Raw genomic sequence first — 17,546 nt, forward strand, 5'->3', positions numbered from 1 at the left:
CGCCAAGGCCCCGCGAGATAAGATCGGTCTATTGCCCCTCGTTGGCTACGGTTCATCGCGATACGCCATCAAAGATGTTGTGTCTTGGCCCAGACCCATCTATCCCGGATGCCCACCCTAGACCCGATGCCCGAGCGGCTCGTTCGAGCATGAAATATCAGGCGGCAACTATCTGCGCGCTGGACGCCGCCATATTAGTTGCCCTTGCGGCGAGGAGTTCACGAACGACCCGAGGTACTTGTCGGTGTGCCTTGGCGCGGGCAAATGGCATTTCGACGATGGCTTTGCCTTCCGGGTACAGTTCCTCGTGTTCGTGCCAGTTGTCGAAGGCGAGACGATCGACATTGTCGATGAAAGTCTCCGCCGGCGTGTTCTCGGCCAGGATCAACGAGTGATGTTCAAGTTCAACATGATAGTAGGTGAACGTCAGAGGTACTTTGGTTTCGCGTACAATCGATGTGCCATTAACCAGCGCACCGGCCTGAATGAGCACACCCCCGACAAGGATTGCGTGATCAGGCGATAGCAGAAAATCGCGCGAAGGAACGCCCTCACCAAGGGCGTCGGCCCGAATGCGAACCGGCAGTATACGAAGCGGATCAGCGAACAGCATGGAAATGGTCTGACGCCCGACCCAAACCACTCGTTCCGGCTGGCCGTCGGACGTAACGACTCGGTCTCCGCGAACGATCGTCTCGACCGCACGTTCTCCGTCGGGCGTACGGATCATCGTTCCCGCCATGAAGCATGCCGCCTCCCGAAGCGCGATCGAGAATCCGCGCTGGTCCCTAGTCGGATACAATTGATCCATCTCATTAGGAGAGGTTGCTCCGGCCGACGTCAGATGTTCGTCTCCGACCATGATCTGCGGGAATTCGTACGTGTTCGAATTGGTGTTGGAGCGAACCGTCGTCGTCGGATCTGCTGTATAGTCCTCAGCGCCGCCCTTGCTGATCCAGACGCTGACGAGCGTATCGTTCGCGCTGGTGGTCGTAACCGAGGGGGCTATTGTTTCATCAACGTAGTCGCCCGTGTTGGTCTCGCCTCCGAAGACGTCGATCGGCGAGGTCGGGTCCACTCCCGAATAGCTCAGAAGCGTCCAGGAATAGTCCGACTGACTGGTCCAACCAAAATGGAGGTTATCGCTCTCGTTTCCTGTTGCGACCTTGTAAAAGACCGATGCGTTCGCTGGCACGCCATCGAGCGACAGCGCTGTATTATCAAGTTGTATCCAACCCGAAGGAGGCGTGACAGGGCCAGACGGAGGGCCAACAAGCGGTCCGTCCCCGTGGTCGCCGGTGTGGGGCACCAGCGGCACGACAACTGCGATCAGCAGATCGTTCGGATTGATCGTGCCGGCGGTGAGAGTAACGCCTGTCGCGAGCTGAAAATTGGAGTTCCCCGACTCTGCCCAGTTGAATTCGATGGCCAAGACAATACTCCTACCAACACCAATCTACCGCTAACGCAGGCCTAGTTCGAATGTCGAGCCGGCATTCCGAAGCGAGGAGTTACGATTATTAAATTTTAAACCATTAAATCGATAAGGCAACAAAAAAAGTGCATTTAAAACCTTGGCCATTTGTCGCGGCGCATGGTTAATGCTTTGAATTACGTCAGATGCAAGCGATCTCCACTATTCGGCGTTCCACGACAAAAATCGATAGTCATTCGCCAGAAGCGTTAATGAGCTGTTCAGCACCGCGCGAGTCGATCATCTCTACCAGGACCTGCATGTCGGCAACTCCCGTTCCTGATGCACTACGGCGACAATGACGGATTCGACCCATCTGACCCGTCTGGTACAGCAGATCCGACCGACCGAAATCTACAATCTCGCTTCCCAAAGCCACGTCGCCGTCAGCTTCGAAAGCCCGGAATACACCGTCAATGCCGACGGCATTGGCGTCCTGCGCCTGCTGGAAGCAATCCGCATCCTCGGCATGGAGAAGGAGACGCGGTTCTACCAGGCCTCGACCTCGGAGCTCTACGGTCTCGTCCAGGAGATCCCGCAGAAGAAGACGACGCCGTTCTATCCGCACTCGCCTTATGGCGTTGCCAAGCTCTACGGCTACTGGATCACGGTAAACTACCGCGAAGCCTATGGCATGTTCGCGAGCAACGGCATCCTGTTCAATCACGAGAGTCCGATCCGCAGCGAGACCTTCGTCACGCGCAAGATCACGCGTGGCGTCGCCCGCATCTGGAGCAGACGCTCTATCTCGGCAATCTCTCGGCCAAGCGCGACTGGGGCCATGCGCGCGATTATGTCGAGGGCATGCACAAGATCCTGCAAGCCGACAAGCCCGACGATTTCGTGCTCGCCACGGGCGAGATGCACTTGGGGCGAGAGATGGTCGAGTTGTCGTTCGCCCAAATCGGCTGACGCATCGCGTGGCGCGGCGAGGGCGTCGACGAGACCGGCGTCGACACCAAGACCGGCAAGAAGGTCGTGAAGATCGATCCGACCTATTTCCGCCCTACCGAGGTCGATCTCCTCGTCGGCGACGCCAGCAAGGCGCGCGAGGTGCTTGGCTGAACGCCGAAGCAGAGCTTTTTAGAGCTCGTCGCCGAGATGATGGAGAGCGATCTGGCGGTGCCAAACGGGCACGACGAGTTGCAAACGTACCGTTTGAACTGCAGGCAAGAGCGTCGCAGGCCATCACGGCATGGTCGGCAGCGCGCTTGCGCGCCTCAACTCATCACCGTGGACCGGCGCGAGGTCGATCTCCGCAAGGAGGCCGCGGTTCGACTGGTTCGGGAAGACGCGAGTGATCTTCCTCGCCGCTGCAAAGGTGGGCGGCATCGTCGCCAACAACACCCTGCGCAACATCGCGATCGCGGCTAACCTGATCCAGGCCGCGCATCGAAACGGCGCCGAGAAGCTGATGTTTCTGGGCCCGCCCTGCATCTACCCAAAGGACGCCGCGCAGCCCTTGCGCGAGGACTCCGTGCTCACTGGTCCGCTAGAGCCGACCAACGAGGCCTATGCGATTGCCAAGATCGCCGGGATCAAGATGGTCGGCCTATCGCAGCCAGTACGGATGCGACTTCATCAGCGTGATGCCGACCAACCTCTACGGCCCCGGCGACAATTATCATCCCGAAATGAGTCACGTGGTCGCCGCCCTGATCCGTCGCTTCCATGAGGCCAAGGTTTCGGGCGCGAAGAATGTCGTCGTTTGGGGCACCGGCACGCCGCGGCGCGAGTTCCATTATGTCGACGACATGGCAGATGCCTGCGTGCACCTGATGAACACCTATGCCAGTGCCGAGCTGGCCAATATCGGCACCGGCGAGGACATAACCATCGCCGAATTCGCGCGCCTGGTTGCCGAAATCGTCGGTTACAGCGGCGAGATCAGTTTCGATAGCTCGCGGCCCGACGGCACGCCGCGCAAGCTGCTCGACGTCAGCCGTCTAGCCGACTCGGCTGGCGCGCGACGACACCGCTTCACGACGGCTTGAAGCACGCATATGCGGCTTACCTCTGAATTTAGGCTGCAGGGAGCGGGGCAAGGCCTATTCGTCCCGGGTATGCTGCCGCGATCGTCTCTGCGGCATCAGTGAAGCGGTGATGCTGATCCGGATAGTTCCAGCAGCCGACCACACTCAGTCGCGACGCCTGGCTTCGGGGACATAGTTTCAGATCGTCGTCCGGAGAATAGTCGGTGCGCATTTGTAGATGACTGAGGCCAGCCAATAGGGGCTGAGTCGCTCGATTTGGTGCGAAAAGTGCCTCGCGCGCCACTTGTCCGCAAGCCACCAAGGCATCTGCCCGTCACGGCCTGGGCTCTTACCGCAAGGGGAATGACCGCGTATAGCGGCAGAATGAAGTGATCGAATCGCCTTCGAATACCCTCTTGCCATGGGCCATGTTAAGCAAAACGCAGGCGGGCGGGAAGCGAACTAGCTGCCAAGCATCCAGCCAATCGCCCTAACCAAATGGTTGTAGGCAGGACGGCGACAGCACCGGAGACGAGAAGGACCAATCGAAACGTGAGGGGCTCGTAGGCATCTGCAACGTGGCGTGCTCGATCCAAGACTGCAGCAACTTCGGCGGACCGGTAGCCACGACCGATCATTTCGCGCAACTCCCGCTCGTCGCGGAAGTTCAGGCTTTATGATCTGACAGCAGTCGTTGCCCTCTACGCTTCTGCTATTCTACTTGAAATCGTTTGGAGCGATACCAGTAAGGGCGCCTACTTCCTTCAAAGACAGGGGGCGCACTTCGCAGGACGGCGGGTCTCAAAGTTGGGTCGGCTTAGTGTTCTTAGAACTCTTGGGCGTCTCCACTGCGTATGAGATACCTGGTCCGCGTGTTCATTGCTCTGTTCTTTCCCTGTTAGGTGTCTTGATATTCCCTGATACGTTTGCGCGCGAGCATCGTCACTCTCGAGTCTTGCTGAGGTTTTCCGGTCTTTCGGCTTGGAGCCACCCGACTATGTGCCATCCTTTCGCTGTTTATTTCCCTGATTGCAGGGAAATAAGTTGCCGCCGATGTGATCTGTGCAAAAGGTCGGATCGCCCGCGAGGTTGGGAGTTGAGTAAGGAAATTCACAGGTTTTGGAGCGGCCGCCTCACCGCGACCATCCACGCCCACGGCGCCTAGATGTGCTGGCTCAAGCAGAAGTACGGCGCTGAGTTCGTCTGGCAGGCGGAGGGGGCCTGGCCGAGCCCTGCGCCGAATGCCGCCAGGTGCTGTTCGTTCGGTGCTCCCCGGGAACACTCGTTGAAAGACTTCCGGGCAGTCGGGAGCCCTTTATGGACGCGCGTCCGATGTTTCGTCGACAGGCAAAGGGCGCCGCTTCTGGTTAACTTGGGGAGGCTGACATCCGAAGCGCCCGGCATTAAGCTTGCCGATGCGAGGGTGCTATTCTCCGATGCTGAACCCTTGCCTCTGCCGGTTCAGTCTGGCAATGCGGTATATGAGGACGAACAACGGAGTTTATTTTGGCCCCCGTGGTGGTTACCGGCGCTGCCGGCTTCATCGGCATGCATGTCTGTGAGCGCTTGCTCGCGCGCGGGGAACGGGTTGTCGGCATCGACGCAGTGACCCCTTACTATGATCCCGCGCTCAAGCGCGCTCGCCTCGAGACGCTCAAGCATGATGCTTTCACGTTCCACGAGATCGATCTTGCAGATTTCGCTGCGGTGACGCGTGTGTTCGACGAGGTCTCGCCCGACCGCGTGGTGCACCTTGCGGCGCAGCCCGGCGTGCGCGCGTCGATCGACGATCCCATCACCAGCATCCGCGCCAATTGTGATGGCTTCGTCACCGTGCTCGAAGCCGGCCGGCGCCACGGTCTGGCGCATCTGGTCTACGCCTCGTCGAGCTCCGTGTATGGCGCCAATCGCACCTTGCCGTATTCGACCGAGCATTCGGTCAATCATCCGGTCAGCCTCTATGCCGCGAGCAAGAAGGCCAACGAGCTGATGGCGCACACGTTCGCACATGTTCACAAGCTGCCGGTGACCGGTCTTCGCTTCTTCACTGTCTATGGTCCATGGGGCCGGCCCGACATGGCCGCCTGGCTCTTCACGCGCGCGATCTTTGCGGGTGAGCCGATCAAGCTCTTCAATCATGGAAATATGTGGCGCGATTTCACCTATGTCGACGACATCGTCGAGGGCGTGATCCGCACCCTCGACCGGCCCGCGACGCCGAATCCCGCGTGGAACGCCGAGCAGCCGGAAAATTCGTCGAGCGATGCGCCGTATCGGGTCTACAACATCGGCAACAACCGCTCGGTCAATTTGATCGAGTTCGTCGAGACACTAGAGAAGATCATCGGCAAGCCCGCGATCCGCACGCTTTTGCCGATGCAGGCTGGCGACGTCCTCGAGACGCGCGCCGACATTTCGCCCCTGCAACGGGACGTCGGCTTTACGCCCTCGACTCCGCTGGCGGATGGCTTGGGCCGCTTTGTCGAATGGTATCGAAATTATCACCGCGTATAAACCCCTCTCTCGAGTAGCTCACACGTGTCTCAAAAAATTATTCCCCTGATCATGTGCGGCGGTGCCGGAACGCGGCTGTGGCCGGCTTCGCGCGAGGTGCGCCCCAAGCAGTTCCTGCCGTTGTTCGGCACGCGCTCGACCTTCCAGGACACGCTGTTGCGCGTCTCGGAGGCCTCGCTGTTCGATCGCCCGATCGTCATCACCAATGCGTCTTATCGCTTCATGGTGCTGGAGCAGCTCGCCGAGATCGGCATCGAAGCCGACGTGATCCTGGAGCCGATGCGGCGCGATTCCGGCCCGGCGATCGCCGCCGGCGCGGTGTTCGCGCAGAACCGCTCGAGTGAGGCAATCGTGCTCGCGCTCGCCGCCGACCACGTGGTGCAGGACAACGCCGCCTTCGTCGCGGCGTGCCGCCAGGGCCTCACCGCCGCGAGCGCCGGGCGCATCGTCACCTTCGGCGTCAAGCCGGAGCGGCCGGCGACCGAATACGGCTATATCAGCCCGGGGGAGGTCATCTCCGGCGAGGTGCACGCGGTCGCGCGCTTCGTCGAGAAGCCGGATGCGGTGAAGGCGGCCGACTACGTCAATTCCGGCTATCTCTGGAACAGCGGCAACTTCATGTTCCCGGCCAGCGTCCTGCTCGACGAATACCGCAAGGTCGACGCGGCGAGCGTGGAGGCGATTTCCAGTGCCGTGAGCAATGCCGGCCGCGATCTCGGCTTCGTGACGCTGGAGCCGGAGGCGTTCGGCGCGGCCAAGGCGATCTCGATCGACTATGCGGTGATGGAGAAGACCGCGCGCGCAGCGGTCGTGCCGGTGTCCTGCGGCTGGTCCGACGTCGGCTCCTGGCACGCGGTGTGGGAATTGTCGGACAAGGACGCGCAAGGCAATGCCGCACACGGCACCGCCGTGTTCGAGGATTCCCGCAATTGCAACGTCACCACCGACTCCGCGCTGGTCGCGCTCGAAGGCGTCGACGATCTCATCGTGGTCGCGACTGCCGACGCGGTGCTGGTCTCGCGCCAGAAGGATGCCAACGGGCTGAAGCGGCTGGTCACAAAACTGAAGGCGGTCGCACCGAAGGTCACCGAGGAGCACCTCAAGGTGCATCGGCCCTGGGGCAGCTACCAATCGGTCGACAATGGCGAGCGCCATCAGGTCAAGCGCATCGTGGTCAAGCCCGGCGGGCGGCTGTCGCTGCAGAAGCACCATCATCGTGCCGAGCACTGGATCGTGGTCCGCGGCACCGCCCGCGTCACCGTCAACGAGACCGTCAAAAGCGTGCACGAGAACGAGTCGATCTACATCCCGATGGGCGCGGTGCACCGGATGGAGAACCCCGGTAAAATCATGCTGGAGCTGATCGAGGTCCAGACTGGAAGCTATCTCGGGGAAGACGACATCATCCGGATTGAAGACGACTATCAGCGCTCTTGAGCAGAGTGTCGCTCCAACATTCCGCGAACATTTGGAAACTGTCCTGTGAACTGCCATGATCGGAACAGGATGTTATGACCGACGACACGCACACGATCCGCTGCGGCGGGCTCACCGCGACCATCAAGGCGCAAGGCGCGGAGATGTGTTCGCTGGCGAGCGATGCCGGCGTCGAGTTCGTCTGGCAGGCGGAGCCGGCCTGGCCGCGACATGCGCCGCTGCTGTTTCCGATCGTCGGGCGTCTCGCCAAAGACGAATTGCGGCACCGGGGCAGGAGCTACCGGATGACCCAGCACGGCTTCGCGCGTGACAGCCGCTTCGCGTGGGCGGAACGTGGCGAAAGTCGCTGTGTCCTGGTGCTCGAAGACAGCGATACGACGCGCGCGCTCTACCCCTTCGCGTTCCGCCTGACGGCAACCTATGCGCTCGACGAATCCGGTCTCGATCTTTCACTCGTGGTCGCGAACACCGGCAAGGAGATGTTGCCGGCCTCGCTCGGCGGCCATCCCGCTTTCAATTGGCCGCTCCAACCGGGACTGGCGAAAGAGAGCTACGCGCTGAGCTTCGCGCACGCAGAGCCATCTCCCGTCCGCCGTCTCGACGGCGGCTTGCTGCGTCCGGCAATAGAACCGAGCCCGATCAAAGGCTCCGTGTTGCCCTTGTCCGAAACCCTGTTCGTCGACGACGCACTCATCTTCGATCGGATCGCGAGCAATTCGGTCCGCTATGCCGCGGAGCAGGGCGCGTCCACCGGGCCGTGGTTGGAAATGTCATGGCGCGGCTTTCGCGAGCTTGGCGTCTGGTCGAAGCCGTCGGGCGCTCCGTTCCTCTGCATCGAGCCCTGGCGCGGCTATGCCAGTCCCGCCGGCTTCGACGGCGAATTCACTGACAAGCCGGGCCTGATGCACATCGCGCCTGGAACGGAAGAGCAGTTGTCATTTCGGGTTGAGGTTGGATCGTCCTGAGGCCGCACGGCCGTCGCGCATCTCGAGTTTCTCAGACCTCGATCCGCGTGAGGTCCTCGCCGAGCACGACTGGACCTGCGTAGTCCCGCCTGACGTCCGCGAGCAGCGCATCCAGCATGGAATCGTCGGTGCGAGGCCGGTGATGGGTCAGCGCAAGCTTCTTGACGCCGGCCTTGGCCGCGACCTTGCCGACTGTATCGCCGCAGGCGATCGTGAATTTCGCAAGCCGGCGCAGGTGCTCGTTGTCGATCTCCGGCGTGGCGAGGAAGCAGCACTGGACCAGCAGGTCGGCCCCCTCAGCCAGTCGCTCGAGACCGGGGCAGGGCACGGTGTCGCCGGAAATTGCGATGACCTTGCCCTCGGCCTCGAAGCGATAGCCGAGACACATCCAGCGTGCGAGGAAGGCCGGCGACATGTCGAGGCCGTCGCCATGCGAGACGAGTTCGGCGCTGATCTTCCAGCGCCCGGTGTCGAGAACGGGGCCGGGTATAATGTCCGTCGCGACGACCGGTTTCCAGCCGCCGAAGCTCGGCTCGCCCTGATCGCGCCAGGCGATGTCCTTGTCGTAGACCTGCGTGACCAGCGTATCGACGAGCCGTTCGGTATCCGGTGGTCCATAGATGCGCAGGTCGCCCTTGCGCCCGTGCAACCATGAATTGAGCATCACATCGTAGAGGTCGCCGATGTGGTCGAAATGGTGATGGGTGAGAAAGACCGTGTTGATGGAGCCGAGCGGCACGCCGGCCTTGCTGAGCTGCACCATGACGCCGCGGCCTGCGTCGATCAGGATATTTTCCTCGCCGAGCCTGATCAGCGTGGTCGTCGCCATGCGGCGCGGGTCCGGGCGCGGGCCGCCGGTGCCGAGCAGGATGACTTCCATGGCGCCACCTCCTGGGGCAGACTTTTCGGGACGCCACAGTAGATTTGAAGCGTTTGGCGAGGCAAGCGGCGGCGGAAGGGGCTTCAGCCCTGCACGACTGCTGCTTGTGCGGGGCTCCCGAACATGATGCGCGGGACGAGAAGTGTGGGCCAATTCATACTTAATACGGCTAGATCGTGACCAATGTTGTTTGGGCGCGATAACGCGCCTAGTATTGCAGCAGGCAATTCGAGGGGGCTCGAACAGTCGTGAATGTACGTTCACAGGACGGCGCGCTCGGCGACCTGAGCTTCCAGGTCGGCTCGCAAGCACACAGGACATCCAACATCGTGGCTGATTCCGCAGGTCAGGAATTGCGTGTCGCCGGCCGCGAGCGACTGATCGTCGTCGAGGACGATCCGGTGACGCGGACGATGCTGGTCGGTTATTTCAGCGAGAACAATTTCGACGTGGTCGGCGCCGGCTCCTGCGCGGAATGCCGCCAGGCGCTGCGGACGCGGACCGATCTCGTCTTCCTCGACGTGCAGCTGCCGGATGGCGACGGCTTCGATCTTGCCAAGGAAATCCAGGCGACCAGCAATGCGGGCATCATCTTCGTGACGCGCCGCGACACCGATGTGGATCGCATCCTCGGCCTCGAGGTCGCGGGCGACCACTACGTCACCAAGCCGATCGACTTGCGCGACCTGCTCGCGCGCGCGCGAAGCGTGCTGCGGCGGCGCTCGATCGACCGCAAGGCGGCGCGCAACCACAATTCGATCGCCTTCGGCGACTGGATCATCGACCTGACGCGGCGCGAGCTGCTCGGCAGCGACGGCAAGCCGGTGGCGCTGACGCGCGCCGAATTCGACCTGCTCGCGGCGCTCGTCGGCGCCGACGGCAGACCGCTCAGCCGCGACTATCTGATCGAGGTCGTCAGCAATCGCCAGGCCGAGGTCGACATCCGCACTGTCGATGCCCTGGTGGCGAGGCTGCGCCGCAAGCTCGTCGGCAGCGGCACGCCCGTCGTCACCACGGTCACCGGCGTCGGCTACAAGCTCGCGCTGAGCGAGCGGCTCTAGACGCAGGCGCAGCACGATATGGTGCTAGCTGCGCCATCGGGTTCAGCCACTGAAACCGACCAGGAACCGAATCGCGAGAAAGGCCGACAAGGCCACGGCGCCGGTCGCGACGATTGCAAACAAAACTCTCAAACTGTTGTGCATGATCTCTATTCAGGTTCGGTTTCAAAGTTCGGTTTCAAAAATGCCGTTCGTCCAATCGCTGCTCGTCTCAAGGCAGCCAACTCTAATTCTATTGGCGTGATGCGACCCGCTTCCACTTGGCCTCGACGCGAGCCTTGATCAGGCGGACCCGGGCTTCCTGTGCTGCCCAATATGCCCTGCTCGCGACCGCCGTGCCTTGACGGTAACGCGCGTAAACGTCCTTCGGCTGTGCCGGTCTCTTTTGATTGTGCGCTGACTTCTGATTGTGTGCTGACTTCGAGACGGCGGGCGCCGGAGTTGGCGCCGGTGCTACGTCTTGGACGGCGGCGGCCTGGTTTCCCACATTCGTCGAGTTCATGGAGACAAGACGATTGCGGGCGCGATGACAATAGACCTGGGAGCGCGGAGTCATGGACTCCTCGTCATGACCGGCTCGATATTTCATCAGGGCTCGGCAAAGGTCCCCGCCTGCCAGGCGCCATGCGCGGCTCAGATAGAGAACGCCGTAGTGGATGTTGATGTCGGGCTCTGCGAGCTCTGCGTTATGTCCCCGAAATCCGAGCATCGCTGCCGTTTCGGGCCGAACCTGCATGAGGCCGATCTCGCCGACGGCGCCGATGGTGGCCGGATTGTATCCGCTTTCAACGAAGACGACGGCCTCGGCTATGTCGGCGGGCAGATCGGTCTTGGCCGTTTCTCTTTCGATGATTTTTCGAATCGCCGCCCGCGAGGCCGGCGTCTCTCCAGCGCCGAGATCTGCATCGTGACCGCCAGCCGCCAACGCCGGTTCCGCGGCGTTCAGAGCCTGAGCGTGCACGGAGTTGGATGCCAACCAAAGCACGGCAATCGCAACGTGTGTCCACGTCGCGCGGGCATTGATGTGTGTTCGATCCCGCAGCATGGACCACGTATTATATCTTTCGAGTTAACAACCGATTTTCTGGCGGTCCGTCGTGCGGCCCGGTTCGGACGGCGCGAGCGGCCAGCGGCGCAGCGAGGCTATCGCGACCGCGAGCTCTGGTCGGTTGATGTGCTTGGCGCAGCCCCGGCCAATTTGTCGTCGACCGCATAGAGCGTGCAGGTGGGCGACCATTTTGTGCAGGCGCCAAGTGAATCGCGCTGGGCGTCGTCGACTGTCGCCCGCCCCGAACGCCAGCCGTAACCGCCGTTCGGCGACACCGCGAAAGCCTTGTGCGGCATCGTGCTGGCGAGATAGCGCGCGAACTCGGCGCGCGCGGCCTCGCTGAGCTGGCCCGGCGGCGGGAGCGGATCAGGCGGGCTCAGAGCATCGTGGCCGAGACCTCGCTCGCGCAGGAAAGCGTCGAGATACGGCGTCCATTGCGGACGGCTCACCACCGAATAGAGATAGTGACCATCGTCGCCGTACGGCGGCGCCGCGATGAAATTCGCGTTGCCGCCACTGGCGCGAAATCCGTCATGGAGGCGGCGCGCGAGTTCGGGACCGAAGTACGAATCGTTGGCGGCGTAGACCCACAGCATCGGCGCGCGCGAGGTTTTGCCGAACGTGGCGAAGGCCTGCACCAGCCCGTTGGGATTGCAGACGTCGTCGTCGTCGCGCGAGCCGCGCCCGCCGGCAAAGTTGATCGCGGCGGCGAGACCCGCTGGCGCCTGCGCGGTCAACGCGACGGTGGCGAACCCGCCGGCGGAATGGCCGACAGCGATCATGCCTGATGTGGTGACGTCGGCCCTGCGCGCCATCGCCTCGATCGCCGCGCGCAAATCCGCGACCGCGACCGCCGCGGCCGGCAGATAAGCCGCATTGGCGCAGCCGCCGACGCTGTCGATGCGTCCGCCGGGCGAGGTGCCGTAGCCGCGCCGCATCACGATCAGCGCGGCAAAGCCGCGCCGGGCATATTCGAGAGCGATGCCGTAATATTTGTGCGCGGACATTGTCGCGCGATCGTCGAAGCTGCGCGGCGAGCCGTGGCTGAGCAGCGCCAGCGGATAGCGCCTGGTCCCGGCCGGCCGGACCAGGAACGCCTCCAACCCCTGCGGTCCGGCCTCGGCCATCGGGATACGCAAATCCTCGGTGTAGAACTCCGCGGCGATCGCAGGGGGCGCGATGCCCGCCGTCGCAAGCCAGGCCATCAGAACAACCAAGAGCCTCTGAAACAGCGTCATGCCCCGACTCGAAAAGCCCCGATCGGAAGACCATAGCATGATCTCAGGAACGGCCGCCCCATCGCGGGTGTTGTGCCCTTGGCGGGGGCTTGGCCGATGCTATGGTATCGCGCAATTCTACGACAGGACGAGGTATATCCAGTGGCTGATGTTCATCCCGCGGCGGGCAAGCAGGCCTCGCCGGACGCGCTCACCAACGTTCCGCAGCTGGTGACGGCCTATTTCGCCGGCAAGCCTGATGTCGCGGATCCCGCGCAGCGGGTGGCGTTCGGCACCTCCGGCCATCGCGGCACCTCGTTCAAGACCAGCTTCAACGAGGGCCATATCCTGGCGACGACACAGGCAATCTGTGATTATCGACGTGAAAAGGGGCTGACCGGCCCGCTCTTCATCGGCATCGACACCCATGCGCTGGCCGAGCCTGCGCTGGTCAGCGCCATCGAGGTGTTCGCGGCCAACGGCGTCGACATCATGATCGACAAGGACGGCGGCTACACGCCAACGCCGGTGATCTCGCATGCGATCCTGACCTACAACAAGGGCCGCACCTCGGGCCTTGCCGACGGCGTCGTCGTCACGCCCTCGCACAATCCGCCCGAGGACGGCGGCTACAAATACAATCCGCCGCATGGCGGACCGGCCGACACCGACGCGACCTCCGTGATCGAGAAGCGAGCCAATGCCTATCTCGCCGACGGCTTGAAGGGCGTGAAGCGCATCGACTACGCCAGGGCACGCAAAGCTGCGAACGTCCACGCCTATGACTTCATCACGCCCTATGTCGCCGATCTCGGCAACGTCATCGATCTCGACCTGGTCAAATCCGCCGGCGTCAATATCGGCATCGATCCGCTCGGCGGCGCCGCCGTGCATTATTGGCATCCGATCATCGAGCGCTACGGCCTGAAGGCGACCGTGGTGAACAAGGCGATCGACCCGACCTTCCGCTTCATGACGGTGGATTGGGACGGCAAGATCCGCATGGACTGCTCATCGCCTTATGCGATGGCGAGCCTGATTGCGATGCGCGACCGCTTCGACGTCGCCTTCGCCAATGACACCGACGCGGACCGCCACGGCATCGTGACGCGCACCGGCGGCCTGATGAATCCGAACCATTATCTCGCGACCGCGATTTCCTATCTGTTCGCGCACCGCCCGAACTGGGGCAAGGACGCCGCGATCGGCAAGACCGTGGTGTCGAGCTCGATCATCGACCGCGTCGCGAAAAAACTCGGCCGCAAGCTGGTCGAGACCCCTGTGGGCTTCAAATGGTTCGTCGATGGCCTCCTCACGGGCGGCTTCGGCTTCGGGGGCGAGGAGAGTGCAGGCGCCTCGTTCCTGCGCCGCGACGGCACGGTGTGGACCACCGACAAGGACGGCATCATCCTCGGCCTGCTGGCGGCCGAGATCATGGCCAAGACCGGCCGCGATCCGAGCCAGCTCTTCAACGATCTCACCGCTGAGTTCGGCATGCCCCATTACGCGCGCATCGACGTCGCCGCGACCACGCCGCAGAAGAACATCCTGAAATCCGTCACACCGGAGCAGCTCGGCCTGAAGGATCTCGCCGGCGATCCCGTCCGCGCCACCCTGAGCAAGGCGCCCGGCAACGGCCAGCCGTTCGGCGGCATCAAGGTCGAAACCGATTTCGGCTGGTTCGCCGCCAGGCCCTCGGGCACCGAGGACGTCTACAAGATCTACGCGGAGAGTTTCCGCAGTCCCGAGCACCTGAAGGCGATTCAACAGGAGGCTCAGGCAGGATTGGCGAAGGTGTTCGGGGCGTAGTCGTCGAGCCAAAGCGCCGCTGCCACTGCTCCTCCAGGGGGGAGACTCGCCGCATCAACAGGTGTCATCACCCGCGAAAGCGGGTGATCCAGTACGCCGTGGCGCCAGTTGAGTGAACCAACGACCGCCGCGGAGTACTGGATTCCCCGCTTTCGCGGGGAATGACAGCGGACGGGTTTGTATACACGATTTAAGATAAAGGTACTATAGTACGAAATTTTGGCTCTTGAATGATTCTCTTCCTCCGCTATTGTATACATAACGTATTCATAAGCCTTGGGAGTGAGACCGGTGACAAAACCCTTCCCGATGAACGCCTGGTATGCCGCCGCCTGGGACGCCGACGTCAAGCCGGCACTGCTGCCGCGGACGATCTGCGGCAAGCACGTCGTGATGTACCGCAAGGCCGATGGCTCGGTGGCCGCACTGGAGGATGCCTGCTGGCACCGCCTGGTGCCGCTGTCCAAGGGACGGCTCGAAGGCGACACGGTCGTCTGCGGCTATCACGGGCTGAAATACAACGCGCAAGGGCGCTGCACCTTCATGCCCTCGCAGGAGACCATCAACCCGTCGGCCTGCGTGCGCGCCTATCCGGTGGTCGAGCGTCATCGCTACATCTGGCTCTGGATGGGCGATCCCGCGCTGGCCGATCCCGCGCTGGTGCCCGACCTGCACTGGAATCACGATCCCGCCTGGGCCGGCGACGGCAAGACCATCCACGTCAATTGCGACTACCGCCTCGTGCTCGACAATCTCATGGATCTCACCCACGAGACTTTCGTGCACGGCTCGTCCATCGGCAACGAGGCGGTCGCGGAGGCGCCGTTCGACGTCACCCATGGCGAGAAGACGGTGACAGTGACGCGCTGGATGCGCGGCATCGAGGCGCCGCCGTTCTGGGCCAAGCAGCTCGGCAAGGAACCCGGCAAGTCCGGCCTCGTCGACCGCTGGCAGATCATCCGCTTCGAGGCGCCGTGCACCATCGCCATTGATGTCGGCGTGGCGCCGACCGGCACCGGCGCGCCCGAAGGCGACCGCTCGCAGGGCGTCAACGGTTTCGTGCTCAACACCATCACGCCGGAGACCGAGAAGACCTGCCACTATTTCTGGGCCTTCGTTCGCAACTACCAGCTCGGCGAGCAGCGCATCACCACCGAGATCCGCGAGGGCGTCTCCGGCATCTTCCACGAGGACGAACTGATCCTCGAGGCGCAGCAGCGCGCGATGGACGAGAATCCTGATCGCATCTTCTACAATCTCAACATCGACGCCGGCGCCATGTGGACGCGCAAGCTGATCGACAAGATGGTGGCAAAGGAAAACCCGCCCCAGCATCTCCAGGCCGCGGAGTAAGCCGACATGGCCGAGCGTGAGGTCGACCGCTCCGTCTCGCAGACCGTGAAGGCGCAGCTCGCGCTGCGCGACCAGCTCCTCTCGGGCTCGTTGCGCCCCGGCGAGCGCATCTCCGAGCTCCAGGCGGTGGAGACGACCGGCGCCTCGCGCACCCCGGTGCGCATGGCGCTGGTGCGGCTGGAGGAGGAGGGCCTCTTGGAGGCGATCCCCTCTGGCGGCTTCATGGTGAAGGCGTTCTCCGAGCGCGACATCTCCGACTCGATCGAGCTGCGCGGCACGCTGGAAGGGCTCGCCGCGCGCTTTGCCGCCGAGCGCGGCGTCTCCGCGCGCGAGCTCGAGCCGCTGAAGGAGTGCCTGGCCGCGATTGACGAATTGTTGCGCCAGGTCCCGATCTCGGTCGATGCGTTCTCGTCCTATGTCACGCTGAACGCGCGCTTCCACGCCCTGCTCACCGAACTGTCGCGTAGCCCGCCGCTGATCCGGCAGATCGACCGCGCCTCGTCGCTGCCGTTTGCGTCCCCGAGCGGTTTCGTGATGGCGCAGTCGGCGCTGCCCGAGGCACAGCAAATCCTGTTCATCGGGCAGGAGCACCACCGCGTCGTGATCGACGCCATCGAGAACCGCGAAGGCGCCCGCGCCGAGGCGGTCATGCGCGAGCACGCGCGGCTTGCGGTGCGCAATCTGCGGCTCGCGCTACGCAACCGGACCCATCTCGACCTGCTGCCGGCGCTGGCGCTGATCAAGTCCGCAACCGATTGAGGGAAGTGCCATGCGCTTCATCGAAACCTGGAGTCCGGCCACGCTCGTCTCGACGCGCGATCTCGCGCCCGGCATCCGCGAATTCCTGATCCGGCCGGATCAGTTCGACGGCGCCGCCTATCCGGTCGGCAGCCACATCAATATCAGCGTTACCATCGACGGGCAGCCCGAGACGCGGTCCTATTCGCTGGTCGGGGAAGCCTCGTCGCGGGGTTTAAGGATCGCGGTGCGCCGCGCCGAGGATTCACGTGGCGGTTCGCGCTATATGTGGTCCTTGCAGCCGGGCGCGCGGCTCGACGTCACGACGCCCGCCTCGCTGCTCGCGGTTGATTGGGCGCGCCAAAACTACTGTCTGATCGCCGGCGGCATCGGCATCACCCCGATCCTCGGTGCGGCGCAGGCGCTCGCGCGGCGCGGCGCCGATGTCACGCTGCACTACGCGGTGCGCTCGCGCACCGAGGCCGCCTATCTCGACGATCTCGCCGCAACGCTCGGTGATCGCCTGGTCGTTCACGCCAGCGATGAGGGCAGGCGGCTCGATCTCGACGCCCTGTTCGCCTCGGTGCCCAAGGAAGCGCTGGCGCTGTTCTGCGGCCCGATGCGGATGCTGGATGCCGCGCGCCACGCCTGGATCGGCGCCGGCCATCCGCTTCCCGATCTCCGCTACGAGACGTTCGGCTCCAGCGGCACGCTGCCGACCGAGACGTTTCGCGTGCGGCTCAAGGGCTCAGATGTCGAGCTGGAGATCCCGCGCGAGCGCTCGATGCTGGACGTGCTGAATGCCAGCGGCCACGAGGTGATGTACGATTGCAAGCGCGGCGAATGCGGCCTGTGCGCCATCGACGTGGTTGCCATCGACGGCGAGATCGACCATCGCGACGTCTTCTTCAGCGACCATCAGAAGCAAAGCAACCAGAAGATCTGCGCCTGCGTCTCGCGCGCACGGGGCACCATCACGGTGGACACGCTGCTGCGGGCGGATCCGGTCTGAGGCAGCTGCCCGGCCTTCATGGTTCGAGACGCGCCGTAAGGCGGCGCTCCTCACCATGAGGGTCT

The 17,546-nt window shown here is 63.1% G+C and carries 14 protein-coding genes and 1 pseudogene; 11 read left to right on the plus strand and 4 right to left on the minus strand.

Features of this window, described 5'->3' with window-relative positions; all coding sequences use genetic code 11:
* Positions 1-157 precede the first annotated feature (157 nt).
* Positions 158-1,432: a Hint domain-containing protein gene (locus tag BRA471DRAFT_RS39700; RefSeq protein WP_007606870.1), complete on the minus strand. Its 1,275-nt coding sequence runs from the start codon at positions 1,430-1,432 to the stop codon at positions 158-160.
* A gap of 262 nt (positions 1,433-1,694) precedes the next feature.
* Here BRA471DRAFT_RS39700 and gmd point away from each other — a divergent pair.
* From gmd to BRA471DRAFT_RS10400, 6 genes and pseudogenes are all read left to right on the plus strand, one after another.
* Positions 1,695-2,536 (plus strand): annotated as a pseudogene (gene gmd, locus BRA471DRAFT_RS10380) (GDP-mannose 4,6-dehydratase); the annotation flags it as partial.
* A 133-nt stretch (positions 2,537-2,669) separates the two neighbouring features.
* Positions 2,670-3,149 carry an NAD-dependent epimerase/dehydratase family protein gene (locus BRA471DRAFT_RS39970; RefSeq protein WP_256379926.1) on the plus strand — a complete coding sequence of 160 codons (480 nt, stop codon included), beginning with the start codon at positions 2,670-2,672 and terminating at the stop codon, positions 3,147-3,149.
* Entirely contained in the window at positions 3,064-3,468 is a 405-nt protein-coding gene (locus BRA471DRAFT_RS39975; RefSeq protein WP_256379927.1) for an NAD-dependent epimerase/dehydratase family protein, read from the plus strand. Before BRA471DRAFT_RS39970 ends, BRA471DRAFT_RS39975 begins: the two co-directional genes overlap by 86 nt.
* A gap of 1,485 nt (positions 3,469-4,953) precedes the next feature.
* Entirely contained in the window at positions 4,954-5,961 is a 1,008-nt protein-coding gene (locus BRA471DRAFT_RS10390; RefSeq protein ID WP_007606872.1) for an NAD-dependent epimerase, read from the plus strand.
* A 24-nt stretch (positions 5,962-5,985) separates the two neighbouring features.
* Entirely contained in the window at positions 5,986-7,398 is a 1,413-nt protein-coding gene (locus tag BRA471DRAFT_RS10395; RefSeq protein ID WP_007606874.1) for a mannose-1-phosphate guanylyltransferase/mannose-6-phosphate isomerase, read from the plus strand.
* Between the two features lie 74 nt (positions 7,399-7,472).
* On the plus strand, positions 7,473-8,363 hold the full coding sequence (locus BRA471DRAFT_RS10400) for an aldose 1-epimerase family protein (RefSeq protein WP_007606876.1): 891 nt from the start codon (positions 7,473-7,475) through the stop codon (positions 8,361-8,363).
* Between the two features lie 31 nt (positions 8,364-8,394).
* Here BRA471DRAFT_RS10400 and BRA471DRAFT_RS10405 read toward each other — a convergent pair whose 3' ends face one another.
* The gene (locus BRA471DRAFT_RS10405) at positions 8,395-9,243 is read right to left on the minus strand and encodes an MBL fold metallo-hydrolase (protein ID WP_007606878.1); all 849 of its coding nucleotides are present in this window, start codon (positions 9,241-9,243) and stop codon (positions 8,395-8,397) included.
* A 248-nt stretch (positions 9,244-9,491) separates the two neighbouring features.
* On the opposite strand from BRA471DRAFT_RS10405, the gene BRA471DRAFT_RS10410 reads away from it, so the two are divergent.
* A complete protein-coding gene (locus tag BRA471DRAFT_RS10410; RefSeq protein ID WP_035973838.1) occupies positions 9,492-10,304 on the plus strand; it encodes a response regulator in 813 nt (270 codons plus the stop codon).
* Between the two features lie 232 nt (positions 10,305-10,536).
* Here the strand turns inward: BRA471DRAFT_RS10410 and BRA471DRAFT_RS10415 are convergent, their stop codons facing one another.
* Positions 10,537-11,349, minus strand: a complete 813-nt coding sequence (locus tag BRA471DRAFT_RS10415; protein ID WP_007606889.1) for a transglycosylase SLT domain-containing protein — start codon at positions 11,347-11,349, stop codon at positions 10,537-10,539.
* A 98-nt stretch (positions 11,350-11,447) separates the two neighbouring features.
* Positions 11,448-12,590, minus strand: a complete 1,143-nt coding sequence (locus tag BRA471DRAFT_RS10420; protein ID WP_007606892.1) for a S9 family peptidase — start codon at positions 12,588-12,590, stop codon at positions 11,448-11,450.
* Between the two features lie 141 nt (positions 12,591-12,731).
* On the opposite strand from BRA471DRAFT_RS10420, the gene pgm reads away from it, so the two are divergent.
* From pgm to BRA471DRAFT_RS10440, 4 genes are all read left to right on the plus strand, one after another.
* A complete protein-coding gene (gene pgm / locus BRA471DRAFT_RS10425) occupies positions 12,732-14,378 on the plus strand; it encodes a phosphoglucomutase (alpha-D-glucose-1,6-bisphosphate-dependent) (RefSeq protein ID WP_007606893.1) in 1,647 nt (548 codons plus the stop codon).
* A 291-nt stretch (positions 14,379-14,669) separates the two neighbouring features.
* A complete protein-coding gene (locus BRA471DRAFT_RS10430) occupies positions 14,670-15,731 on the plus strand; it encodes an aromatic ring-hydroxylating dioxygenase subunit alpha (RefSeq protein WP_007606894.1) in 1,062 nt (353 codons plus the stop codon).
* A gap of 6 nt (positions 15,732-15,737) precedes the next feature.
* The gene (locus tag BRA471DRAFT_RS10435; protein WP_007606895.1) at positions 15,738-16,490 is read left to right on the plus strand and encodes a GntR family transcriptional regulator; all 753 of its coding nucleotides are present in this window, start codon (positions 15,738-15,740) and stop codon (positions 16,488-16,490) included.
* Positions 16,491-16,500: 10 nt separating this feature from the next.
* Positions 16,501-17,481 (plus strand): PDR/VanB family oxidoreductase, encoded by a 981-nt coding sequence (locus tag BRA471DRAFT_RS10440; protein WP_007606896.1) that lies wholly within the window; start codon positions 16,501-16,503, stop codon positions 17,479-17,481.
* Positions 17,482-17,546 lie beyond the last annotated feature (65 nt).

Source organism: Bradyrhizobium sp. WSM471, from assembly GCF_000244915.1.
Taxonomy (GTDB): domain Bacteria; phylum Pseudomonadota; class Alphaproteobacteria; order Rhizobiales; family Xanthobacteraceae; genus Bradyrhizobium.

What these genes read in the sequence shown, in the direction of transcription:
- BRA471DRAFT_RS39975 (WP_256379927.1), top strand. Translation starts at nt 3,064, where the DNA reads ATGCCGACCAACCTCTACGGCCCCGGCGACAATTATCATCCCGAAATG.
- BRA471DRAFT_RS10440 (WP_007606896.1), top strand. Translation starts at nt 16,501, where the DNA reads ATGCGCTTCATCGAAACCTGGAGTCCGGCCACGCTCGTCTCGACGCGC.
- BRA471DRAFT_RS10405 (WP_007606878.1), bottom strand. Translation starts at nt 9,243, where the DNA reads ATGGAAGTCATCCTGCTCGGCACCGGCGGCCCGCGCCCGGACCCGCGC.
- BRA471DRAFT_RS10435 (WP_007606895.1), top strand. Translation starts at nt 15,738, where the DNA reads ATGGCCGAGCGTGAGGTCGACCGCTCCGTCTCGCAGACCGTGAAGGCG.
- BRA471DRAFT_RS39970 (WP_256379926.1), top strand. Translation starts at nt 2,670, where the DNA reads ATGGTCGGCAGCGCGCTTGCGCGCCTCAACTCATCACCGTGGACCGGC.
- BRA471DRAFT_RS10420 (WP_007606892.1), bottom strand. Translation starts at nt 12,590, where the DNA reads ATGACGCTGTTTCAGAGGCTCTTGGTTGTTCTGATGGCCTGGCTTGCG.
- BRA471DRAFT_RS10415 (WP_007606889.1), bottom strand. Translation starts at nt 11,349, where the DNA reads ATGCTGCGGGATCGAACACACATCAATGCCCGCGCGACGTGGACACAC.
- BRA471DRAFT_RS10400 (WP_007606876.1), top strand. Translation starts at nt 7,473, where the DNA reads ATGACCGACGACACGCACACGATCCGCTGCGGCGGGCTCACCGCGACC.